22 protein-coding genes are annotated in these 23559 nt (G+C 61.9%); 3 read left to right on the top strand and 19 right to left on the bottom strand.

What is annotated here, in order from left to right:
* Positions 1–120 precede the first annotated feature (120 nt).
* From nuoF to AC05QJ_RS21545, 15 genes are all read right to left on the bottom strand, one after another.
* Complete coding sequence (nuoF, locus tag AC05QJ_RS21615) at positions 121–1494, bottom strand: NADH-quinone oxidoreductase subunit NuoF (protein ID WP_476743316.1); 1374 nt, start codon at positions 1492–1494, stop codon at positions 121–123.
* Positions 1491–1988 carry an NADH-quinone oxidoreductase subunit NuoE gene (nuoE, locus tag AC05QJ_RS21610; protein WP_476743315.1) on the bottom strand — a complete coding sequence of 166 codons (498 nt, stop codon included), beginning with the start codon at positions 1986–1988 and terminating at the stop codon, positions 1491–1493. Before nuoE ends, nuoF begins: the two co-directional genes overlap by 4 nt.
* A 2-nt stretch (positions 1989–1990) precedes the next feature.
* Positions 1991–3772 carry an NADH-quinone oxidoreductase subunit C/D gene (gene nuoC / locus AC05QJ_RS21605; protein ID WP_476743314.1) on the bottom strand — a complete coding sequence of 594 codons (1782 nt, stop codon included), beginning with the start codon at positions 3770–3772 and terminating at the stop codon, positions 1991–1993.
* Between the two features lie 77 nt (positions 3773–3849).
* A complete protein-coding gene (locus AC05QJ_RS21600) occupies positions 3850–4527 on the bottom strand; it encodes an NADH-quinone oxidoreductase subunit B (RefSeq protein ID WP_476743313.1) in 678 nt (225 codons plus the stop codon).
* Between the two features lie 10 nt (positions 4528–4537).
* Positions 4538–4951 (bottom strand): NADH-quinone oxidoreductase subunit A, encoded by a 414-nt coding sequence (locus AC05QJ_RS21595; RefSeq protein ID WP_009400986.1) that lies wholly within the window; start codon positions 4949–4951, stop codon positions 4538–4540.
* Positions 4952–5306: 355 nt separating this feature from the next.
* Positions 5307–5972, bottom strand: coding sequence for a lysoplasmalogenase (locus tag AC05QJ_RS21590; protein ID WP_476743312.1), 666 nt, complete (start codon positions 5970–5972; stop codon positions 5307–5309).
* Positions 5973–6121: 149 nt separating this feature from the next.
* Positions 6122–7447: an isocitrate lyase gene (gene aceA / locus AC05QJ_RS21585; protein ID WP_476743311.1), complete on the bottom strand. Its 1326-nt coding sequence runs from the start codon at positions 7445–7447 to the stop codon at positions 6122–6124.
* A 523-nt stretch (positions 7448–7970) separates the two neighbouring features.
* On the bottom strand, positions 7971–8735 hold the full coding sequence (locus AC05QJ_RS21580) for a secretin N-terminal domain-containing protein (protein WP_476743310.1): 765 nt from the start codon (positions 8733–8735) through the stop codon (positions 7971–7973).
* 134 nt (positions 8736–8869) lie between these two features.
* Entirely contained in the window at positions 8870–9301 is a 432-nt protein-coding gene (locus AC05QJ_RS21575) for a GNAT family N-acetyltransferase (protein WP_476743309.1), read from the bottom strand.
* On the bottom strand, positions 9294–10460 hold the full coding sequence (locus AC05QJ_RS21570) for a ribosomal protein uL16 3-hydroxylase (RefSeq protein WP_476743308.1): 1167 nt from the start codon (positions 10458–10460) through the stop codon (positions 9294–9296). The genes AC05QJ_RS21575 and AC05QJ_RS21570 overlap by 8 nt, the downstream gene beginning before the upstream one ends.
* Positions 10461–10542: 82 nt before the next feature.
* A complete protein-coding gene (purB, locus tag AC05QJ_RS21565) occupies positions 10543–11913 on the bottom strand; it encodes an adenylosuccinate lyase (RefSeq protein WP_476743307.1) in 1371 nt (456 codons plus the stop codon).
* A gap of 146 nt (positions 11914–12059) precedes the next feature.
* On the bottom strand, positions 12060–12680 hold the full coding sequence (gene hflD / locus AC05QJ_RS21560) for a high frequency lysogenization protein HflD (RefSeq protein ID WP_476743306.1): 621 nt from the start codon (positions 12678–12680) through the stop codon (positions 12060–12062).
* Positions 12677–13801 carry a tRNA 2-thiouridine(34) synthase MnmA gene (gene mnmA, locus AC05QJ_RS21555; protein WP_476743305.1) on the bottom strand — a complete coding sequence of 375 codons (1125 nt, stop codon included), beginning with the start codon at positions 13799–13801 and terminating at the stop codon, positions 12677–12679. Before mnmA ends, hflD begins: the two co-directional genes overlap by 4 nt.
* A gap of 69 nt (positions 13802–13870) precedes the next feature.
* Positions 13871–14311 (bottom strand): NUDIX hydrolase, encoded by a 441-nt coding sequence (locus tag AC05QJ_RS21550; RefSeq protein WP_476743304.1) that lies wholly within the window; start codon positions 14309–14311, stop codon positions 13871–13873.
* Between the two features lie 139 nt (positions 14312–14450).
* Complete coding sequence (locus tag AC05QJ_RS21545; protein ID WP_476743303.1) at positions 14451–16676, bottom strand: NADP-dependent isocitrate dehydrogenase; 2226 nt, start codon at positions 16674–16676, stop codon at positions 14451–14453.
* A 418-nt stretch (positions 16677–17094) separates the two neighbouring features.
* On the opposite strand from AC05QJ_RS21545, the gene icd reads away from it, so the two are divergent.
* A complete protein-coding gene (gene icd / locus AC05QJ_RS21540; protein ID WP_476743302.1) occupies positions 17095–18351 on the top strand; it encodes an NADP-dependent isocitrate dehydrogenase in 1257 nt (418 codons plus the stop codon).
* Between the two features lie 66 nt (positions 18352–18417).
* On the opposite strand, the gene cspD is transcribed toward icd, so the two are convergent.
* Positions 18418–18669, bottom strand: a complete 252-nt coding sequence (gene cspD, locus AC05QJ_RS21535) for a cold shock domain-containing protein CspD (protein ID WP_476743301.1) — start codon at positions 18667–18669, stop codon at positions 18418–18420.
* Positions 18670–18899: 230 nt separating this feature from the next.
* On the opposite strand from cspD, the gene clpS reads away from it, so the two are divergent.
* Positions 18900–19262, top strand: a complete 363-nt coding sequence (clpS, locus tag AC05QJ_RS21530) for an ATP-dependent Clp protease adapter ClpS (RefSeq protein ID WP_009400967.1) — start codon at positions 18900–18902, stop codon at positions 19260–19262.
* A gap of 30 nt (positions 19263–19292) precedes the next feature.
* Positions 19293–21563 (top strand): ATP-dependent Clp protease ATP-binding subunit ClpA, encoded by a 2271-nt coding sequence (gene clpA / locus AC05QJ_RS21525; protein WP_476743300.1) that lies wholly within the window; start codon positions 19293–19295, stop codon positions 21561–21563.
* Positions 21564–21653: 90 nt separating this feature from the next.
* Here clpA and infA read toward each other — a convergent pair whose 3' ends face one another.
* The 3 genes from infA to aat all read right to left on the bottom strand — a co-directional run bounded on the left by infA (position 21654) and on the right by aat (position 23433).
* Positions 21654–21872: a translation initiation factor IF-1 gene (gene infA / locus AC05QJ_RS21520; protein WP_002553999.1), complete on the bottom strand. Its 219-nt coding sequence runs from the start codon at positions 21870–21872 to the stop codon at positions 21654–21656.
* 102 nt (positions 21873–21974) lie between these two features.
* Positions 21975–22682: an arginyltransferase gene (locus AC05QJ_RS21515; protein WP_476743299.1), complete on the bottom strand. Its 708-nt coding sequence runs from the start codon at positions 22680–22682 to the stop codon at positions 21975–21977.
* A gap of 55 nt (positions 22683–22737) precedes the next feature.
* Positions 22738–23433, bottom strand: a complete 696-nt coding sequence (aat, locus tag AC05QJ_RS21510; RefSeq protein ID WP_476747984.1) for a leucyl/phenylalanyl-tRNA--protein transferase — start codon at positions 23431–23433, stop codon at positions 22738–22740.
* Positions 23434–23559: the final 126 nt, after the last annotated feature.

The raw sequence follows: 23559 nt of genomic DNA, 5'->3' as shown, positions 1-23559 counted from the left end.
GTTGGCCCGCATGTGCGGGCGTGGCTAATGGAAATCGGTGTGCCTGCGGCTCGCGCGGCATCAATGCCGGGCAAGCCTGCGAAGCGGGCGGATGGCACGGACCATCCGCGTTTCATCTTGTTATGCGCCAACCACGATCGGGGCCGGGATTGGCTTGGCCAGGCTCGGGCTCAGGGCGGCGCTGCCAGGGGCTGCGACACCGGCCTCGAACTCGTGGCGGAAGTATTTGATGGCACTGCCCAGCGGCTCGACGGCGCCCGGTGCGTGGGCGCAGAAGGTCCGGCCCGGGCCGAGGAAATTGACCAGACCCAGCAGGGTCTCGATGTCCTCGGCGCGGCCCTGGCCTTTTTCCAGGGCGCGCAGCATCTTCACGCTCCAGGGCAGGCCGTCGCGGCATGGGGTGCACCAGCCGCAGGATTCGCGGGCAAAGAACTCTTCCATGTTGCGCAGCAGCGAGACCATGCTGATGCTGTCGTCCACCGCCATGGCCAGGCCGGTACCCATCCGGGTGCCTACCTTGGCGATGCCGCCGGCGTACATTTGTGCATCCAGGTGCTCGGGGAGCAGGAAGCCGGTACCGGCGCCGCCTGGCTGCCAGCACTTGAGTTTGTAGCCGTCGCGCATGCCGCCGGCGTAGTCCTCGAACAGCTCGCGGGCGGTGACGCCGAAGGGCAGTTCCCACAGGCCCGGGTTCTTCACCTTGCCGGAGAAGCCCATCAACTTGGTGCCGTGGTCCTCGCTGCCTTCGCGGGCCAGCGACTTGTACCAGTCGACGCCGTTGCCGACGATGGCCGGCACGTTGCACAGGGTCTCGACGTTGTTCACGCAGGTCGGCTTGCCCCAGACGCCGACGGCGGCAGGGAAGGGCGGCTTGGAACGCGGGTTGGCGCGACGGCCTTCCAGCGAGTTGATCAGTGCGGTTTCTTCACCGCAGATGTAGCGACCGGCGCCGGTGTGGACGAACAGCTCGAAGTCGAAGCCACTGCCCAGGATGTTCTTGCCCAGCAGGCCGGCGGCCTTGGCTTCATCGATGGCACGGTTCAGGTTGCGGGCGGCGGTGGTGTATTCGCCACGCAGGAAGATGTAGCCGCGGTAGGCTTTCAGCGCACGGGCGCTGATCAGCATGCCCTCGACCAGCAGATGGGGCTGTTGCTCCATCAGCATGCGGTCCTTCCAGGTGTTCGGCTCCATTTCGTCCGCGTTGCACAGCAGGTAGCGGATGTTCATGGATTCGTCTTTGGGCATCAGGCCCCATTTGACGCCGGTGGGGAAGCCCGCACCGCCGCGGCCCTTGAGGCCGGAGTCCTTGACGGTCTGGACGATATCGTCCTGGGACATCTGCGCCAGCGCAGTGCGGGCGGCTGCGTAACCGTTCTTGGCCTGGTACTCGTCGAGCCACACCGGCTCGCCGTCGTCACGCAGGCGCCAGGTCAGCGGATGGGTCTCGGCGCTGCGCGCAATGCGGTTGGCCGGGCCGAAGGAAGTGATGGTCATACGTAACCCTCCAGCAGTTTGGCAACACCGGCCGGCTGTACGTCACCGAAGGTGTCGTCGTCGATCATCAGGGCCGGGGCCTTGTCGCAGTTGCCCAGGCAGCACACGGGCAGCAGGGTGAAGCGGCCGTCCGCAGTGGTCTGGCCGAGGCCGATGCCCAGCTCGCTCTGGATCTGGCCGACTACGGACTCGTGGCCGCCGATGTAGCAGACCATGCTGTCGCAGACGCGGATGATGTGGCGGCCGACCGGCTGACGGAAGATCTGGCTGTAGAACGTGGCCACACCCTCGACGTCGCTGGCAGGGATGCCGAGGACTTCGCCGATGGCGTGGATGGCGCCGTCCGGCACCCAGCCACGTTCCTTCTGGACGATCTTCAGGGCTTCGATGGACGCCGCGCGCGGGTCCTCGTAGTGATGCATTTCGTGCTCGATGGCCGAGCGCTCGGTTTCGCTCAGGGCGAAACGGTCAGTCTGGATAAGCGTGCTGTTCATGCTTAGCGGTCCACGTCAGCCATAACGAAGTCGATACTGCCCAGGTACGCGATGAGGTCCGCGACCATGCTGCCGCGGATCACCGACGGGATCTGCTGCAGGTGCGGGTAGCTCGGCGTGCGAATCCGGGTGCGGTAGCTCATGGTGCCGCCGTCGCTCGTCAGGTAGTAACTGTTGATGCCCTTGGTCGCCTCGATCATCTGGAAGGATTCGTTGGCCGGCATGACCGGGCCCCACGAAACCTGCAGGAAGTGGGTGATCAGGGTTTCGATGTGCTGCAGGGTGCGCTCTTTCGGCGGCGGCGTGGTCAGCGGGTGATCCGCCTTGTACGGGCCTTCCGGCATGTTGCGCAGGCATTGGTCGATGATGCGGATACTCTGGCGCATCTCCTCGACACGGACCATGCAGCGATCGTAGGCATCGCCGTTGTGGGCCAGCGGTACTTCGAACTCGAAGTTCTCGTAGCCGGAGTAAGGACGGGCCTTGCGCAGGTCGAAGTCCAGGCCGGTGGAACGCAGGCCGGCACCGGTAACGCCCCAGGCGAGGGCTTCCTTGGTGTTGTACTGGGCGACACCGATGGTGCGGCCCTTGAGGATGCTGTTCTGCAGGGCCGCCTTGGTGTACTCGTCGAGGCGCTTGGGCAGCCATTCGACGAAGTCTTTCACCAGTTTGTCCCAGCCGCGTGGCAGGTCGTGGGCGACGCCGCCGATGCGGTACCAGGCCGGGTGCAGGCGGAAGCCGGTGATGGCCTCGATCACGGTGTAGGCGCGCTGACGGTCGGTGAAGGTGAAGAACACCGGGGTCATGGCGCCGACGTCCTGGATGTAGGTACCCAGGAACAGCAGGTGGCTGGTGATCCGGAAGAACTCGGCCAGCATGACGCGGATGGTGTCGACCTTCTGCGGTACCTTGATGCCGGCCAGCTTCTCGACCGCCAGTACGTACGGCAGGTTGTTCATCACGCCGCCGAGGTAGTCGATACGGTCGGTGTACGGGATGAAGCTGTGCCAGGACTGACGCTCGGCCATCTTCTCGGCACCACGGTGGTGGTAGCCGATGTCCGGGACGCAGTCGACGATCTCTTCACCGTCCAGTTGCAGGACGATACGGAACGCACCGTGGGCGGACGGGTGGTTGGGGCCAAGGTTGAGGAACATGTAGTCCTCGTTCGCGCCCTGACGCTTCATGCCCCAGGCTTCGGGGTTGAAGCGCGCGGCTTCTTCCTCGAGCTGCTGCTTGGCGAGGTTCAGGGTGAACGGGTCGAATTCGGTGGCGCGGGCCGGGAAGTCCTTGCGCAGCGGGTGACCTTCCCAGGTCGGTGGCATCATGATGCGGGTCAGGTGCGGGTGGCCGGGGAAGTCGATGCCGAACATGTCCCAGACTTCGCGCTCGTACCAGTTGGCATTCGGCCAGATACCGGTGACGGTCGGGACGCTCAGGTCGGTTTCGCTCAGGGACACCTTGATCATCACGTCGCTGTTCCGTTCCACTGAGAGCAGGTGGTAGAACACGGTGAAATCGGCGCCCGGCAGGCCGCGACGCTGGGTGCGCAGGCGTTCGTCCACGCCGTGCAGGTCGTACAGCATGCTGTACGGCTTGGGCAGGTTGCGCAGGAAGGTGAGCACTTCGATCAGGCGGGCGCGGGCAACCCACAGCACCGGCATGCCGGTACGGGTTTCCTGGGCGGTGAACGCCTCGGCGCCAAAACGATTGTTCAGTTCGACGACCACATCCTGGTCGTCAGCCTTGTAAGGCGGAATATAAATAGCGGTGTCCGCTGTCATGGTCTCGGTCGCTTTCGGTCAACGTAGAGAATGAAGCCAGGCCGCCGGTTCGCGTGAACGGGCGGCAGGTCGCTGGATCAGACTTCGTCGGGGCTGCGCAGGCTGGTCACCTGCATGCGCTGTTCACGACGCAGGTCTTTCTGGGCCGGCATCTCGGCGCGGTACACGCCTTGATCACCAACAACCCAGGAAAGCGGGCGTCGCTCCTGGCCAATCGATTCCTGCAACAGCATCAGGCCTTGCAGGAATGCTTCAGGGCGAGGCGGGCAGCCAGGCACGTAGACATCCACGGGGAGGAACTTGTCGACCCCTTGAACGACCGAGTAAATGTCGTACATGCCACCGGAGTTGGCACACGAACCCATGGAAATGACCCACTTGGGTTCCAGCATCTGCTCGTATAGACGCTGGATGATGGGCGCCATCTTGATGAAGCAGGTGCCAGCGACGACCATGAAGTCGGCCTGGCGCGGTGATGCCCGGATCACTTCGGCGCCGAAACGGGCGATGTCGTGCGGCGCGGTGAACGCCGTGGTCATCTCCACGTAGCAGCAGGAAAGGCCGAAGTTGTAGGGCCACAGGGAGTTCTTGCGACCCCAGTTGACCGCGCCACTGAGCACATCTTCGAGCTTGCCCATGAAGATGTTCTTGTGGACCTGGTCCTCTAGCAGCGAATCGGAGACGGTTTCCCGATCTCCGATGGGATACTGCTCGTTGGGCGCATCCGGATCGATTCTGGTGAGATTGTATTGCATTGCCAAAGCCTCATTGTTTCAGCTTCGCTTGCCGCTTGCGGCGACCCACGGGAGCCCAATCGAGCGCCCCGACCCGCCAAAGGTAGACAAGACCTGCCAACAGAATTGCTATGAAAACGAGTGCTTCGACGAATCCGGTCCAGCCGCTTTCGCGGACGGACACAGACCATGCAAAGAGAAAGAGGGCTTCGATATCGAAGATCACGAACAGCATCGCGACCAGATAGAATTTTGCCGACAGGCGCAGACGGGCGCCGCCGGTAGGCAGCATGCCGGATTCGAACGGTTCGTTCTTGCTGCGACCCCACGCCTTGCTACCGAGCAGGCTGGACAGGCCGAGCATGAAGGCGCAGAGGCCGACGACACCCAAAAGGAAGATGGCAAAGCCCCAGTTGTGGGCGATGAGTCCAGTCGAATCGGGCATGCTGAAAATCCTTAACAGAGGATGTGGTCTCTGAGCTTGAAAAGAAGTAGAGCAGTGACGATATGTCGCAGCGGAATCTATCGCGCTGATTTTATGGGTAAACCTGGTGCAAGTAAAATTTCTGCAGCAAATTTATTCGTAGCATTAAGAACAAAAGTCTTTCGTAACTCCCTGAAAGCCTTGTATTTCGGGCATTCCTGCCACTTTCATTAATTATGTTTCTTGTCAGGCGTAATGATTTGCAAGTTTCGAAATGATAATTGATATCATTTGGCGCCTGGCTGTTATTCCTACTGTTCAAGTCAACTACAAAGTTCATGACAGTTTGCCCGCAAGTTATTGGCAGTCCCCCGTTCTAGACGCTTTTCCCGGCGCTTGCCGCGCGCTGGGTCAATGCTTCGGCAGATAGACGCCCCGCCAGCACCGAGCCGGCGATCGCCCACTGTCCCAGCCAGTAGAACAGGATGATCAGGTAGGGGGCCGCCGCGAAGGGGCTGACGAAGCGATCGATGCCGATGAGGCTGTCCGACAGCACGAAGCTGGCTGCACCGAAAGCTGCCAGACCGCCGCAGGCGAGGGCGCGCCAGAGCATGGTGGTGATTGCCAGTGCATACAACGCGACCGGCACCAGTAGCTCGTCCAGGCCGTTCCAGGCCAGCAGGGCGAACAGTCCTGCCCCGCAGGTGATCGCGAGGAGCAGCGCTCCAGGCGCGGTTTCACGGGGCCTGCCCAGGTAGGCCCACAGGTACGCCAGATGCGCGCACAGGAACGCAGCCAGGCCGACCACGAGCTGGTCGCCTGGCCAGGCCAGTGCGATGTCGCCAATGAGGGAAAGGCCGAGTCCGATCATGATGCGCCGGCGGTAGGGTGTCGCCGGTGCGCTGCTCAGCCACAGAATCAAGGCCAGCACCGGAACCGGCTTGCTCGCCAGCGCCAGCCACAGGTCATCGCTGGCGGTCGCATATAAATAGAAGGCGCCACCCAGCAGGGCGACGGCAAGCAGCGTGATGGAGCGGGGCATGGCCGATCCTTGGTTGTTCGAACTGCACCCAAGCATAGCCGACGCCGGGGTATTGGCCATGGCATCGCAAAAGGCGGACAGAACAAGGCCCGGAACCCCATCACAGGTTCCGGGCCTTGGTGTTACCCGAATGTCACTAGCCGATCAGATCAGTGGAACTGCTCTTCTTCGGTGGAGCCGGTTAGTGCGGTGACCGAAGACTTGCCACCCTGGATCACGGTGGTCATGTCGTCGAAGTAGCCGGTGCCGACTTCCTGCTGGTGAGCGACGAAGGTGTAGCCTTTCGAAGCGTCAGCGAATTCCTGCTCCTGCAGTTTCACGTAGGCGGTCATGTCGTTGCGGGCGTAGTCGTGCGCCAGGTTGAACATGCCGTGCCACATGTTGTGGATGCCCGCCAGGGTGATGAACTGGTGCTTGTAGCCCATGGCCGACAGTTCGCGCTGGAACTTGGCGATGGTGGCGTCGTCCAGGTTCTTCTTCCAGTTGAAGGAAGGCGAGCAGTTGTAGGACAGGATCTGGTCCGGGTATTCCTTCTTGATCGCCTCGGCGAAGCGGCGGGCTTCGTCCAGGTCTGGTTTGGCAGTCTCGCACCAGATCAGGTCGGCGTATGGCGCGTAGGCCAGGCCGCGGGCAATGGCTTGATCCAGGCCGGCGCGCACTTTGTAGAAGCCTTCCGGGGTGCGGTCGCCGACCACGAATGGCTGGTCGTACGGGTCGCAGTCGCTGGTCAGCAGGTCAGCGGCGTTGGCGTCGGTACGGGCCAGGATGATGGTCGGTACGCCGGCAACGTCGGCTGCCAGACGGGCAGCGGTCAGCTTCTGTACGGCTTCCTGGGTCGGAACCAGTACCTTGCCGCCCATGTGGCCGCATTTCTTCACCGAGGCCAGCTGGTCTTCGAAGTGAACGCCGGCGGCGCCTGCTTCGATCATGTTCTTCATCAGTTCGTAGGCGTTCAGTACGCCGCCGAAACCGGCCTCGGCGTCAGCCACGATGGGCGCGAAGTAGTCGACGTAGCCTTCGTCGCCCGGGTTCTTGCCGGCTTTCCACTGGATCTGGTCGGCGCGACGGAACGAGTTGTTGATGCGCTTGACCACGGTTGGAACCGAGTCCACCGGGTACAGCGACTGGTCTGGGTACATGGACTCGGCCGAGTTGTTGTCGGCAGCCACTTGCCAGCCGGACAGGTAGATAGCCTGGATGCCGGCCTTGACCTGTTGAACAGCCTGGCCGCCGGTCAGGGCGCCCATGCAGTTGACGAAATCTTTTTCAGGGCGGAAAGCCGGGTGGGCACCCTGGGTGACCAGTTTCCACAGCTTTTCGGCACCGAGGCGAGCCAGGGTGTGTTCTGGCTGGATCGAGCCACGCAGACGCACGACATCAGCGGCGGTGTAGGTACGGGTCACGCCTTTCCAGCGCGGGTTTTCGGCCCAGTCTTTTTCGAGGGCTGCAATTTGCTGTTCGCGTGTCAGTGCCATGGAAATAAACCTCGTCGCATAGGTCTTGAAAAATGTTCGCTCTGTCGGCTGCGCTGTTTCGTACAGGGGCAGCACCGAATGCTCGCTGGTCAGAGACGCTGGCGATGAAGTCTGGTCTGGGATGGCGAAAGTGCAACGTTGAACGATGGGGCTCGAAGAGGAAGTGAGCCGGTCAGGCAGGCTGCCGGGCAGGTTGGCTCGTGGTTGCCGTACTGCGTCGACCTTGCTGTGCCGTGTACCGTTTGATGCGCTTCCGTCCCTCGGGACAACTTCGTTCCAGTCGCAATCTCGTCAAACCGCCTTGTGGGCTGTACAGACACGGAACGGCTTCGGGGGTAGGTCGAAGCGCGTCCCGAAGGCCCTTGCCAGGGCCCCTGATTAGCGGGAGCGGGGCCATCATGCCTCTGCGAAATGAGGTCGTCAAATGTTTTGTAGTGGTTTTTTCACTTCACTACATCTTTGGTCTAATACGACTCGTCAGTCAGTTTCAAGGCCGTTGGTCGAGGCCTTGAATTCTCTGGGTTCAGTCCAATTCGTCGACTTTGACCCGCAATGTCATGTTTTCACCCCGCTGAGTGCCGTAGGTGATGGCCGAAACAGAGCGGTCGGCCTGACTTTGGCCATTGACACCCGCCAAGGTAATCCATTCGCCGAGCTTGCCGGTGACCTTCGTGTCGGTACTTTGTACTTTCACTACATCGGGCCGTTCCTGGCTCATGCGGTCGTTGTTGGTGCTGATGTTCAGGTGAACCGTATCACCCGAGACGCTCGCGGTGACGTAGAAACCCTGGGTGACGTTGCGGTATTCGGTCTGGCTCTGCAGGCGGCCGTAGCTGTCGGTCTGGCTGCTGGTGATGGGGATGCTCTGGCCCACCTGGATCAGGGCTGGCGTGCCTTCACTGGCCTGGATCTGTTGCAGGCCGCCTTCACGATTGGCGGTTCCGTAGCGAATGACCCGGCCGTTGCCACGGTTGTCCTGGAAATTGCTGTCGTTATTGTCGACGCTGATCAGCAGGCGTTTGGGAGCGGTGTCCAGATCGCGAAGAAGGATGCGAAGTTCGTCGATCTTGCCGGGTTCGGCCTTGACAATCAGCTTGTTCTCGAACGCACTGACCGTGCCGTCCTTGCCCAGAAATGCTTGTGCGGTGGGAAGAATCTCGGCGCTGGTACGGTGGTTGAGGGGCAGGACTTCCGTGGCGGCCAGCGCGGAAAGGCTGAACGACAGAAGCAGGGAGGCGAGCAGGGGGCGTAGCGGCATGTCCATGATCTCCGCGGGTGGAGTGGACATGATGGCAAAGATTGTTTGCAGTCGGGAGGATTTGCGGTGGTTTTGTGGCCCTCATCGCCGGCAACGCCGGCTCCCACAGGATGGACTGCGGTGCACGCGATCCCTGTGGGAGCCGGCATTGCCGGCGATTGGGGTCACAACGGTTTCGAGTCCCGCACCATGTCTACATGAGGAATCCCGGCTTCGAGAAACTCCTCGCTGACCACGCGGAACCCCAGGCGCTCGTAGAACGCTGTGGCATGGACCTGGGCCGTCAGCATCTGCTGGCTCAGATCGCGGTTCTGCGCCTCGACGATTGCTGCCTGCATCAGCGCATCGCCGACTTTCAGGCCGCGCCAGTCCTTGAGGACCGACACCCGGCCAATCTGGCCATCTTGCAGCAGGCGGGCGGTGCCGATGGCGTAGTCATCTTCCATGGCCAGGAAGTGGATGGCGTCGTTGTCGTCCGAATCCCATTCCAGTTCAGGCGGAACGTTCTGCTCGGCGATGAACACGGCTTCGCGAATCCGGCGGATATCAGCGTTGTCCTTGTGCCAATCGGCGAGACGAACCTTGATCTTATTCATTGGCAAACCCCAGGCTTCCTTGCTTGACCAGCTGGCACACCAGTTCCAGGCCGACTTCGTCACCCAGCCATTCTGCCAGATTCTCTGCGTGCAGGGCGTCGGCGGAGCAGATCAGCTTGAGCAGCTCGCGCAGATGGCCCGGCAGCAGACGGCTCTGGCCGCTGGCGAACAGCAGCAGGTTGTCGTCGACTTCCGACCAGGCCATGCGTGCGCTCGGGTTGCGGATCAGGATCGCGCCTTGTTCCAGGCTGTCGATCAGTTCTTCCTCGCTGAGTTCTTCGCCGGTGACCATTTCCGGATAGCGCGGCTCGGTCATGAACTGGCCGAACCAGGTCAGCAGCAGACGCTCGTCGCCCATGTGTTCGTTCAGCAGGTTTTTCAGACGGCCGAGCGCGTCGTGCTGGATCTGGTGCGGATCGCTGACCGGCTGGGCATCGGCGTCGCTGTAGCGCTCTTCGTCGGACAGGAACTGGCTGAGGAAGTCGGTGAAGTGGGTCAGGACTTCTGCGGCGCTGGGGGCACGGAAGCCAACCGAGTAGGTGAGGCAGTTGTCTTCGGCGATGCCGTAGTGGGCCAGGCGCGGAGGCAGGTAGAGCATGTCGCCGGGCTCCAGGGTCCACTCGTCGCTCTGCTCGAAGTCGGCGAGGATGCGCAGGTCGGCATGTTGCAGCAGCGGGCTGTCGCTGTTGCACATCTGGCCGACTTTCCAGTTGCGCTTGCCGTGGCCCTGCAGCAGGAATACGTCGTAGTTGTCGAAGTGCGGGCCGACGCTGCCGCCGGGCGCGGCAAAGCTGATCATCACATCGTCGATGCGCCAGCTTGGCAGGAAGCGGAACTGCTCGAGCAGTTCGGCAACTTCCGGCACGAACTGGTCGACGGCCTGCACCAGCAGGGTCCAGTCGCGTTCCGGCAGGCTGCCGAAGGTGTCTTCGCTGAATGGGCCGCGGCGCAGTTCCCATGGCGTCTCGCCATGTTCGATGACCAGGCGCGACTCGACTTCTTCTTCCAGCGACAGGCCAGCCAGTTCGTCGGCATCGATCGGGCTTTCGAAGTCGGGGAACGCCTGGCGCACCAGCAGCGGTTTCTTCTGCCAGTAATCGCGCATGAACTCACGAGCGGTCAGGCCGCCCAACAGTTGCAGTGGAGTATCAGAATTCATGGTTAACCTATTGAAAAAAAGTAATTTTCTTTCAGCAATAAAAACGCCCGGCTCGGCCGGGCGTTAAAACGCGGGAGGCGGATCAGACGCGTTTGGCTTGCGCCGCCGCGTTGCCGATGTAGCTGGCAGGAGTCAGCTTCTTCAGTTCTTCGCGCGCTTCGACCGGCATTTCCAGGCCGTCGATGAAGGTCAGCAGCGCTTCAGGGCTGATGCCTTTGCCACGGGTCAGCTCCTTGAGCTTCTCGTAGGGGTTCTCGATGTCGTAGCGGCGCATGACGGTCTGGATCGGCTCGGCCAGGACTTCCCAGCAGGCGTCCAGATCTTCGGCGATGCGTGCGGTGTTGATCTCCAGCTTGCCGATGCCTTTCAGGCTGGCTTCGTAGGCGATCACGCTGTGGGCGAAGCCGACACCGAGGTTGCGCAGTACGGTGGAGTCGGTCAGGTCGCGCTGCCAGCGGGAGATGGGCAGCTTGCTGGCCAGGTGCTGGAACAGGGCGTTGGCGATGCCCAGGTTGCCTTCGGAGTTCTCGAAGTCGATCGGGTTGACCTTGTGTGGCATGGTCGAGGAGCCGATTTCGCCGGCAACGGTCTTCTGCTTGAAGTAGCCCAGCGAAATGTAGCCCCACACGTCACGGTCGAAGTCGATCAGGATGGTGTTGAAGCGGGCGATGGCATCGAACAGCTCGGCGATGTAGTCGTGCGGCTCGATCTGCGTGGTGTACGGGTTGAATACCAGGCCCAGCTCGTCTTCGATGAAGGCGCGGGCGTTGGCTTCCCAGTCGATCTGCGGGTAGGCCGACAGGTGGGCGTTGTAGTTGCCCACGGCGCCGTTGATCTTGCCCAGCAGCGGGACGGCGGCGACCTGTGCGATCTGGCGCTCGAGGCGGTAGACGACGTTGGCCAGTTCCTTGCCCAGGGTGGTTGGCGAAGCGGGCTGGCCGTGGGTGCGCGACAGCATCGGCACGTCGGCGAAGCGGTGGGCCAGTTCGCGGATGGACTGGGCGATCTGGCGCATCAGCGGCAGCAGCACGGTGTCACGGCCTTCGCGCAGCATCAGGGCGTGGGACAGGTTGTTGATGTCCTCGCTGGTGCAGGCGAAGTGGATGAATTCGCTGACCTTGGCCAGTTCCGGCAGCTTGGCAGCCTGCTCCTTGAGCAGGTATTCGATGGCCTTGACGTCGTGATTGGTGGTGCGCTCGATCTCTTTGACGCGCTCGGCGTGCTCGAGGGCGAACTCATCGGCCAGGCCGTTGAGCAGGGCGTTGGCTTCGGCGGAGAAGGCCGGAACTTCAGCGATCTGCGGGTGGGCGGCCAGACGCTGCAGCCAGCGGACTTCGACCAGGGCGCGGAAACGGATCAGGCCGTATTCGCTGAAAATGGGGCGCAGGGCCTGGGTTTTGCCGGCGTAGCGGCCGTCTACAGGGGAAACCGCAGTGAGCGAGGAGAGCTGCATGGGGTGTTCTCGGACAGTCAGGCTTTGAAAAGGGCGCATATCATACATGAAAAATGCCCCCGGGTCGGGTGGCTGACAAAAGGTATTGTCGGCCGGATCGTGCGTTGTCGCCGGCCGGCGCGAGCTTTGCGCCGGCCTTTCGTCATTCAGCTGCGCAGCATCGGGTACAGTTCGCTGAGCAGCTTGCGGCGGCTGAATACCAGTTGCCAGCGATGGCCGCCAAGCTGACGCCACAGGCGCGCGGCGCGGATGCCGGTCAGCAGCAGCGCGCGGATTTTCGCAGCGTTGTTCGGTTGCTGCAGGTGGCGCATGTCGCCGTGAACCTGGATGCGCTGGCGCAGGGTGCTCAGGGTGTCCTGGTACAGTGCGCCGCTGGAGGCGATGACGTTTTCGTGGGCCAGGCCGAAATGCTCGGCCTGGGACTGGATCTGCGGCAGGCGATTGCCGATGGTTTCCAGCATGTCGCCACGCTTGGCCAGCTGGCGCTCCAGGCCCAGCATCGACAGGGCGTAGCGCAGTGGCTCGCGCTGCAGGCTGCCAGGGTCGCGCTCCAGGGCGCTGGCGAGGGCACGGTAACCGTCGCGCAGGTTGATGTCGTCGCCGCCGAACACTTCCAGGGTGTCCTTGGGGTCGCGTACCAGCAGGCTGCCGAGCATGCAGCCGATGTTGGCTTCGCTGGCGGAACCGGTACGGGCAATGCGGTCCACCAGCACGGCGGCCTGGAAGACGCCGCCCAGGGCGATCAGTTGCTCCTGGATTCGGGTCATCCGCGAGCGCTCCAGGGTTCGGCGGTCTCGATCACGCCGCCGCCCAGGCAGATTTCACCGTCGTAGAACACCACGGACTGGCCGGGGGTGACGGCGCGCTGTGGTTCGTCGAAGACGGCGCGGTAGCCGCTTTCGGTGCGTTCAAGGGTGCAGTCCTGGTCGCTCTGGCGGTAGCGGACCTTGGCGGTCAGGCGGCGCGGCGCGGAGAGGTCGATCGGGTTGACCCAGAAAATCTCCGAGGCGAGCAGGGCGCGGGAGAACAGCCACGGGTGTTCATTGCCCTGGCCGACCACCAGCACGTTGCGCGCGAGATCTTTTTCCAGCACGTACCACGGCTCGTCGCCAGCGTCCTTGAGGCCGCCGATGCCGAGACCCTGGCGCTGGCCGATGGTGTGGTACATCAGGCCATGGTGGCGGCCGATGACCTCGCCGTCGGTGGTCTGGATCTCGCCGGGTTGTGCCGGCAGGTACTGCTTGAGGAAGTCGCTGAAACGGCGCTCGCCGATGAAGCAGATGCCGGTGGAGTCCTTTTTCTTGGCGGTGGCCAGGCCGTGTTTTTCGGCGATGGCGCGAACTTCCGGCTTCTCCAGCTCGCCGACCGGGAACAGGGTGCGGGCGATCTGCTCGCCGCCGACGGCGTGCAGGAAGTAGCTCTGATCCTTGTTCGGGTCCAGGCCCTTGAGCAGTTCGGTGCGTCCGTCGGTGTCGCGGCGGCGCACGTAGTGGCCGGTGGCGATCAGGTCCGCGCCCAGTGCCAGGGCGTAGTCGAGGAAGGCTTTGAACTTGATTTCACGGTTGCAGAGGATGTCGGGGTTGGGCGTGCGGCCAGCCTTGTATTCCTCGAGGAAGTGCTCGAAGACGTTGTCCCAGTACTCGGCGGCGAAGTTGGCGGTATGCAGCTTGATGCCAATGCGGTCGCACACGGCCTGGGCGTCGGCCAGGTCTTCGCGGGCGGTGCAATACTCGGTGCCGTCGTCCTCTTCCCAGTTCTTCATGAACAGGCCTTCCACCTGGTAGCCCTGCTCCATCAGCAGGAGGGCGGAAACGGAAGAGTCCACGCCGCCGGACATGCCGACGATGACGCGCGTCTTTTCGGGTTCTTGGAGAGCTGGTTCGGACATAGGTATGGGTGCGTATCTGGAAAAAGACGACGATTCTATCAGGCTGCGTCCGTCAAGGCGAAAGCCTGCTCAGTTGCGGATCAGCTCCAGGCTGTGCAGCGGGCCGGCCAGGTAATCCTCGATGCACTGCGGCACCAGTTCGCTGCGCCAGCGGGCAGGGTCGGCCGCCAGTTCTTCGGCCGTCATCCACACGGCGCGGACGATATCGGCGTCCAGCGCGCGCTCGGGGTGGTGCTTCACGGGCCTGGCGGCGAAGCAGATGCGCTGGTAGGTCACGCCGTTGCTGGGGGCGGTATAGAGGTAGATACCGACCACGCCGGTCAGTTCGACATCCCAGGCGGTCTCTTCGAGGGTTTCGCGCAACGCGGCTTCGAGCAGGGTTTCGTTGGCCTCCAGGTGGCCGGCGGGCTGGTTGAAGACATGCTTGCCGGCCTTGAATTCCTCGACCAGCAGGAAGCGGCCCTGGTCTTCGACAATGGTCGCAACGGTGATGTGGGGTTGCCAGGTCATGCTGGGTTCCTTTCGGAGTTGCAAGCTGCAAGGCGACGCGGCGCGCTTGAGCTTATGGCTTGACGCTTGAAGCTTGTGGCTTAAAAAGAAAACCCCGGTGCGTGGCCGGGGCTTTCCTCAGTGCTTCAAGCAGGCTTTCTTACAGTGCGGCGATCGCGCTGTTGAAGGTCTGGCTCGGGCGCATCACCTTGCTGGTCAGCTCGACGTCGGTGAAGTAGTAGCCACCGATCTCGGCTGGTTTGCCCTGGACTGCGTTGAGCTCGGCGACGATGGTCGCTTCGTTCTCGGCCAGTGCCTTGGCCAGCGGGGCGAAGCGTGCCTGCAGGGCGGCGTCTTCGGTTTGTGCAGCCAGTGCCTGGGCCCAGTACAGGGTCAGGTAGAAGTGGCTGCCGCGGTTGTCGATGCCGCCGACCTTGCGCGCAGGGGACTTGTTGCTGTCCAGGAACTGGCCTGTGGCCTGGTCCAGGGTGGCAGCCAGTACCTTGGCTTTCGGGTTGGCGTAGGCGTTGCCCAGGTGCTCCAGGGAAGCGGCCAGGGCCAGGAACTCACCCAGCGAGTCCCAGCGCAGGAAGTTTTCTTCCACCAGCTGCTGGACGTGCTTCGGTGCCGAGCCGCCGGCGCCGGTTTCGAACAGGCCGCCGTTGTTCATCAGTGGAACGATGGACAGCATCTTGGCGCTGGTGCCCAGCTCCATGATCGGGAACAGGTCGGTCAGGTAGTCGCGCAGCACGTTGCCGGTGACGGAGATGGTGTCCTGGCCGGCGCGGATGCGCTCCAGGGAAACCTTCATCGCTTCGACCGGTGCCAGGACACGGATATCCAGGCCAGTGGTGTCGTGGTCTTTCAGGTACTTCTGGACTTTCTCGATCAGCACGCCGTCGTGGGCACGTTTCTGGTCGAGCCAGAAGATGGCCGGGGTGTTGCTGGCGCGAGCGCGGTTGACGGCCAGTTTGACCCAGTCCTGGATCGGAGCGTCCTTGGTCTGGCACATGCGGAAGATGTCGCCAGCCTCGACGTCCTGTTGCAGCAGCAGGTTGCCCTTGCTGTCCAGAACGCGGATGACGCCGTCAGCCTTGGCCTGGAAGGTCTTGTCGTGGGAGCCGTACTCTTCGGCTTTCTGCGCCATCAGGCCAACGTTCGGCACGCTGCCCATGGTGGTCGGGTCGAAGGCGCCGTTCTGCTTGCAGTCTTCGATCACCGCCTGGTAGATGGTTGCGTAGCAACGATCCGGGATCAGGGCCTTGGTGTCTTGCAGCTGGCCTTCGGTGTTCCACATCTTGCCCGAGTCACGGATCATCGCCGGCATCGAGGCGTCGACGATCACGTCGCTCGGCACGTGCAGGTTGGTGATGCCTTTGTCGGAGTTGACCATGGCCAGGGCAGGGCGTACGTCGTAGACCGCTTTGACGTCGGCTTCGATCTGCGCTTGCTGCTCGGCAGGCAGGGTCTTGATGCGGGCGTACAGGTCGCCGATGCCGTTGTTCAGGTTGAAGCCGATTTCTTCCAGTACGGCAGCGTGCTTGTTCAGCGCGTCAGCGTAGTACTCGGCGACGATCTGGCCGAACATGATCGGGTCGGAGACTTTCATCATGGTGGCTTTCAGGTGCGCCGACAGCAGCACGCCCTGGGCCTTGGCATCTTCGATCTCGGCAGCGACGAAGGCGCGCAGTGCCTTGGTGCTCATGACGGCGCAGTCGATGATTTCGCCGGCCTTGACCGAGGTTTTTTCTTTCAGGACGGTGGTGGAGCCGTCCTTGCCCAGCAATTCGATACGCAGGCTGTCATCGGCTTCGATGAGTGCAGCTTTTTCGCTGCCGTAGAAGTCGCCGTGGCTCATGTGAGCGACGTGGGACTTGGAGTCGGCGGCCCAGGCGCCCATCTTGTGCGGGTGCTTGCGGGCGTAGTTCTTGACCGACAGCGGCGCGCGGCGGTCGGAGTTGCCTTCGCGCAGGACCGGGTTCACGGCGCTGCCCTTGATGCGATCGTAACGGGCCTTGGCTTCCTTCTCGGCGTCGTTGGTCGCGGTGTCCGGGTAGTCCGGAACGTTGAAGCCCTTGCCTTGCAGTTCCTTGATCGCGGCCTTCAGCTGGGGAACCGAGGCACTGATGTTCGGCAGCTTGATGATGTTGGCTTCGGGCGTGGTCGCCAGTTGGCCCAGTTCCGCCAGGTGATCGGCCACTTGCTTGTCGGCGCCGAGCTGTTCTGGGAAGGCGGAGAGGATACGGCCGGCGAGAGAGATGTCCCGGGTTTCTACCGAGATCTCGGCGGTAGCGGTGAAGGCTTCGACGATAGGCAGCAGGGAGAAGGTGGCGAGGGCGGGAGCTTCGTCGGTGAAGGTGTAGATGATCTTCGAACGGGTGGACATATTCGGGTTAACTCTCTGTTTTGCTGAGCGTGCTCGGAATCTCGGTGTGGCGCGCAGGGTAAGCGCTTCGCTCAGACACATCCATAAGCGGAAAGTCGAGGATTCCAGGCTGTGATGGTGGGTTGCATCAGTCGAGTGTCAAACGGCTGGGCTGCGGTAACAGCTCAGTCTTGTCGGGGCCGTGGGGCCTGTAGCGGACGTCTCGCCCCGAGTGACCCTTGAGTCACCGGCGCAGTATATCAATTCCTTGGTCCTAATCAGCAAGACGTACATGTCGGATGGCCATTTATAGACGAAAGATGTAGAGCTTTTTGCCGCTTTGTGACGGTTTTATGGGCAAGGTTTCCGTTCGTCTCCAACTGGGTTAGGCTCTGGAGATTGCATGAAGACTTCAAACCAAAAAAAAGCGGAGTGCAGCATGGGATACCAGAAAATCGAGGTTCCGGCAGTCGGCGACAAAATCACCGTCAACGCAGACCATTCTCTCAATGTTCCAGACAATCCGATCATCCCGTTCATCGAAGGCGACGGTATCGGGGTGGATGTCACCCCGGTCATGATCAAGGTCGTCGACGCTGCTGTCGAGAAAGCCTACGGCGGCAAGCGCAAGATCTCCTGGATGGAGGTCTATGCCGGCGAGAAGGCTACCCAGGTCTATGACCAGGACACCTGGCTGCCCCAGGAAACCCTCGACGCGGTCAAAGACTATGTCGTCTCCATCAAAGGCCCGCTGACCACTCCGGTTGGTGGCGGTATCCGCTCGCTGAACGTGGCACTGCGCCAGCAACTGGACCTGTATGTCTGCCTGCGTCCGGTGGTGTGGTTCGACGGCGTGCCGAGCCCCGTGAAGAAGCCGGGCGACGTCGACATGGTCATCTTCCGCGAAAACTCCGAAGACATTTATGCCGGCATCGAGTGGAAAGCCGGTTCGCCCGAGGCCAACAAGGTCATCAAGTTCCTCAAGGAGGAGATGGGCGTCACCAAGATCCGTTTCGACCAGGACTGCGGCATCGGTGTCAAGCCGGTTTCGAAAGAGGGCACCCAGCGCCTGGTGCGCAAGGCCCTGCAATACGTGGTGGACAATGATCGCAAGTCGCTGACCATCGTCCACAAGGGCAACATCATGAAGTTCACCGAAGGTGCCTTCAAGGACTGGGGCTACGAGATCGCGAAGAACGAGTTCGGCGCGGAACTGCTCGACGGTGGCCCGTGGATGAAGTTCAAGAACCCCAAGACCGGTCGCGAAGTCATCGTCAAGGACGCCATCGCCGACGCCATGCTGCAGCAGATCCTGCTGCGCCCGGCCGAATATGATGTGATCGCCACCCTGAACCTCAATGGTGACTACCTGTCCGACGCCCTGGCGGCGGAGGTGGGTGGCATCGGCATCGCGCCGGGCGCCAACCTGTCCGATACCGTGGCCATGTTCGAAGCCACCCACGGTACGGCGCCGAAATATGCCGGCAAGGACCAGGTCAATCCGGGCTCGGTGATCCTGTCGGCCGAGATGATGTTGCGCCACCTGGGCTGGACCGAGGCGGCGGACCTGATCATCAAGGGCACCAATGGCGCCATTCGTGCCAAGACCGTGACCTACGACTTCGAACGCCTGATGGACGGTGCGACGCTGGTGTCCTCTTCCGGCTTCGGTGAAGCGCTGATCAAGCATATGTAAGGCGCACGAAAAACCGGCCGACCCGAATGCCGGGGCGGCCGGTCAAGATGATCGTCGTGATCGGGATCAGGCGTTGGCGGTACTGGTCGCCGGGGCCTTGGTCTCCGAAGTGACGATGGCGTTCCTGATGTTCACCGCGTGAAGGCCCTTGGGGCCCTGGATGATATCGAAGGTCACGGCTTGTCCGGCTTTCAGGGTCTTGTACCCGTCCATCTGGATCGCCGAGTAGTGAGCGAACAGGTCCTCGGTCTTGCCTTCTTCATTGATGAAGCCATAGCCCTTGGCGTTGTTGAACCACTTGACTTTACCGCTTGCCATCCTCATATCCCTCTGCAAAGGACTCCATCACTGGAGTATCATCCACTCCATCCGCATATAACCTGCGAAAATTCTGGTTGACTGCGCGGATCTTTATCGACCACGGTGGGTTCTTATTGGTTGTAACACCGTTTTGCCGATAGTCAAGGTCAGGCGACGGGCCGTAAATTCGGTAGGTCAAAAGCGGTCAACCCACAATCTTAATCTGTCGAAATGATGAAATTCTTTCCATGCATGCACATAGCCAGATTCGACTAACATTCAATCAGGATCGCCCGCAATCGCATGAGGACGATGGTTCCGGTCTGGCGGTACAAGAGGCCAAGCCGGCACTGCAGGCGCCACCGATGTACAAGGTGGTTTTGTTCAACGATGACTACACGCCGATGGATTTCGTCGTCGAAGTGCTCGAGGTGTTTTTTAATCTGAACCGCGAGCTGGCGACCAAGGTCATGCTGGCCGTCCACACCGAGGGACGGGCAGTGTGCGGATTGTTTACCCGCGACATCGCCGAGACCAAGGCCATGCAGGTCAACCAATACGCAAGGGAAAGCCAGCATCCGCTACTCTGTGAAATCGAGAAGGACGGTTAATCGCCGACCACTTGGGTATGAGGTGAAGCTATGTTAAACCGCGAGCTCGAAGTCACCCTCAATCTGGCCTTCAAAGAGGCCCGTTCCAAGCGTCATGAGTTCATGACGGTTGAGCACCTCCTGCTGGCATTGCTGGATAACGAGGCAGCCGCAACGGTTCTGCGCGCGTGCGGCGCGAATCTCGACAAACTCAAACACGATCTGCAGGAGTTCATCGACTCCACCACACCGCTGATCCCCGTGCATGACGAGGATCGTGAAACCCAGCCAACCCTGGGCTTCCAGCGGGTACTGCAGCGTGCCGTCTTCCATGTGCAGAGCTCCGGCAAGCGTGAAGTGACCGGCGCCAACGTACTGGTGGCCATTTTCAGCGAGCAGGAAAGTCAGGCGGTGTTCCTGCTCAAGCAGCAAAGCGTGGCTCGCATCGATGTGGTCAACTACATCGCCCACGGTATTTCCAAGGTGCCCGGCCATGGCGAGCACCAGGAAGGCGAACAGGACATGCAGGATGAAGACGGTGGCGAAACCTCGTCGTCGGGCAATCCCCTGGATGCCTACGCCAGCAACCTCAATGAACTCGCCCGACAAGGTCGCATCGACCCGCTGGTCGGTCGTGAGACCGAAGTCGAGCGCGTTGCGCAGATCCTTGCCCGTCGGCGCAAGAACAACCCGCTGCTGGTGGGCGAGGCCGGCGTCGGCAAGACCGCCATCGCCGAGGGTCTGGCCAAGCGTATCGTCGATGGTCAGGTGCCAGACCTGCTGTCCCATAGCGTGGTCTACTCTCTCGACCTCGGTGCCCTGCTGGCCGGGACCAAATACCGCGGCGATTTCGAGAAGCGCTTCAAGGCGTTGCTCGGTGAGCTGCGCAAGCGTCCCCAGGCCATCCTGTTCATCGACGAGATCCACACCATCATCGGCGCCGGTGCGGCATCCGGTGGCGTGATGGATGCGTCCAACCTGCTCAAGCCATTGCTGTCCTCGGGTGACATCCGTTGCATCGGGTCCACCACCTTCCAGGAGTTCCGTGGCATTTTCGAGAAGGACCGGGCGCTGGCGCGGCGCTTCCAGAAAGTCGATGTCAGCGAGCCGTCGGTGGAAGACACCGTGGGCATCCTGCGCGGCCTGAAGGGGCGTTTCGAATCGCACCACAGCATCGAATACAGCGACGAGGCGCTGCGTGCGGCGGCCGAGCTGGCGGCGCGCTACATCAATGACCGGCACATGCCTGACAAGGCCATCGATGTGATCGACGAGGCGGGCGCCTATCAGCGGCTGCAGCCGGTAGAGGCGCGAGTCAAGCGTATCGAGGTGCCACAGGTCGAGGACATCGTGGCGAAGATTGCGCGGATTCCGCCCAAGCATGTCACCAGTTCCGACAAGGAGCTGCTGCGCAACCTGGAGCGGGACCTCAAGCTGACCGTGTTCGGTCAGGATGCGGCCATCGATTCCCTGGCAACGGCAATCAAGCTGTCCCGTGCGGGCCTCAAGGCGCCGGACAAGCCGGTCGGTTCCTTCCTGTTCTCCGGTCCGACCGGGGTGGGCAAGACCGAGGTGGCACGCCAGCTGGCCAAGGCGCTGGGCGTCGAGCTGGTTCGCTTCGATATGTCCGAGTACATGGAGCGGCACACCGTCTCGCGCCTGATCGGTGCACCGCCCGGCTATGTCGGGTTCGACCAGGGCGGTCTGTTGACCGAGGCCATCACCAAGCAGCCGCATTGCGTTCTGCTGCTCGACGAGATCGAAAAAGCGCATCCGGAAGTCTTCAACCTGCTGCTGCAGGTGATGGACCACGGTACCTTGACCGACAACAACGGGCGCAAGGCGGATTTCCGCAACGTGATCCTCATCATGACCACCAACGCGGGCGCCGAAACGGCGGCGCGCGCCTCGATCGGCTTCACTCATCAGGATCACTCTTCCGATGCCATGGAAGTGATCAAGAAGAGTTTCACCCCCGAGTTCCGCAACCGTCTGGACACCATCATCCAGTTTGGTCGCCTGACCCACGAAACCATCAAGAGTGTGGTGGACAAGTTCCTCACCGAGCTGCAGGCGCAACTGGAAGACAAGCGCGTCTTGCTGGAAGTGTCCGATGCGGCGCGCAGTTGGCTGGCGACGGGCGGCTACGATGCGCAGATGGGTGCGCGACCGATGGCGCGGCTGATCCAGGACAAGATCAAGCGGCCGTTGGCCGAAGAGATCCTGTTCGGGGAGCTGGCCGAGCATGGCGGTGTGGTGCACATCGACATTCGCGACGGCGAGCTGGTGTTCGACTTCGAAACCACGGCGGAAATGGCGTGAGTGCTGGCGCGGGGTTCGCCCCGCGCCGGTTTGCATGCCCGATGCAACGAAAAAGCCCGGCATGTGCCGGGCTTTTTCGTTGCATCGACTTCAGCGGGCGCGGTAGGTGATGCGGCCCTTGCTCAGGTCGTACGGCGTCAGTTCGACGCGGACCTTGTCGCCAGTCAGGATACGAATGTAGTTCTTGCGCATCTTTCCGGAGATGTGCGCGGTTACGACGTGCCCGTTTTCCAACTCCACGCGGAACATGGTGTTGGGCAGGGTGTCGACGACAGTGCCTTCCATTTCGAAGCTGTCTTCTTTCGACATGCAGTAAAGCCCTCGGTGTTCAGTAATGGCCGGGCGCAGAAGCACCCGGCTACAAAAAGTGGCGTGCATTGTGCCCGAAAAGTGGAGGTCAAGCCAAGGTTTTCAGTTAAGCGTGACCCAGCGCTGATTGATCAGCAGCTCGATAGGCCGGTATTGGGTCTTGTAGTTCATTTTTTTGCAGTTTTTGATCCAGTAACCCAGGTAAACCGCATCAAGGCCCAGGCGCAGGGTTTCGCCGATCTGCCAGAGAATGGCATAGCGACCGAGGCTGCGCCGCTCCTCGGTCGGCTCATAGAAGGTGTAGACCGCTGACAGTCCGTTGGGCAGCAGGTCGGTGACCGCGACGGCTACCAGCCGGCCTTCGAGACGAAACTCGTAGAATCGGGAGAAGGGCAGGTCGCGCACCAGGAAGGTCGAGAACTGGTCACGGCTGGGCGGATACATGTCGCCATCGGCGTGGCGTTGCTCGATATAGCGGCGATACAGCTCGAAATACTCTTCGTTGAACGCTGGCCGCGCAGGGGTGACGACCAGGTCGGCATTGCGCTTGATGATGCGCTTCTGCTGGCGATTGGGGGTGAAGCGCGCCGCCGGGATGCGCGCAGGCACACAGGCGTTGCAGTTCTGGCAATGGGGTCGATAAAGATGGTCGCCGCTGCGACGAAAGCCCATTTCCGACAGGTCCGCATAGACGTTGGCGTCCATTGGCTGGCTCGGATCGAGGAACAGCGTGGTGGCTTGCTCGTCAGGCAGGTAGCTGCAGGCATGGGGTTGAGTGGCATAGAACTTCAACCGCGCCAACTCAGTCATGATCAACCCCTCGGCAGGTGTTTTTTCTAAGTGTAAGCCAGCTCTGAAAACTCGCCTAGCAAACGGCCTGCTCACAGACCCAGGTGGCGCGATTGGGCTGGTCCAGATACTGGCGCAGGTAATCGGCGAAAGTCGCCCGGGCAATCGCCCGGGCCCCGAGGCTGTGCAGGTGATCGGTGGGCATCTGGCAGTCGATCAGGACGAACCCGGCCTGGCGAAGGTGCTCCACCAGGTTCACGAAGCCAACCTTGGACGCATTGTCGGCACGGCTGAACATCGATTCGCCGAAGAACAGCCGGCCCATGGCCAGGCCGTAGAGCCCGCCGACCAGTTCGCCGTCGCGACGCACCTCCACCGAGTGGGCGAAACCCTGGCGATGCAGTTCCAGATAGGCGGCCTGCATGCGATCGGTGATCCAGGTGCCGTCGGCGTAGGCGCGCGGGGCGGCACAGGCGCGGATCACAGCGTCGAAGCCCTGGTCGAAGCTCACCTGATAGTGCCCTTGGCGCATGAACTTGCGCAGCGAGCGCGAGACATGCAGTTCGTCGGGGAACATCACGGTGCGAGGGTCCGGCGACCACCAGAGGATCGGCTGGCCATCCTGGTACCAGGGGAAGCAGCCGTGACGGTAGGCCTGGACCAGGCGTTCCGGCCGCAAGTCGCCGCCAGCGGCCAGCAGGCCGTTGGGTTCGCGCATGGCCTTTTCCAGTGGCGGGAAGTCGAGAGTGTCGCGGTTGAGCCAGGTCAGCATCGTGATTCGGCCGGTCGCCGGTGTGCAGGGGAGGGCGCCCAGCATGACCCGAAAGCGCCTTGCGGGACAAGGGTGTGCAGGGCGCGTGGCAGAGGTGTTCACCGGTCGTCGAGGGTGGCCAGTGGC

It is taken from the genome of Pseudomonas sp. TUM25319 (assembly GCF_056388475.1).
This window is presented reverse-complemented; position numbering and strand designations above follow the sequence as displayed.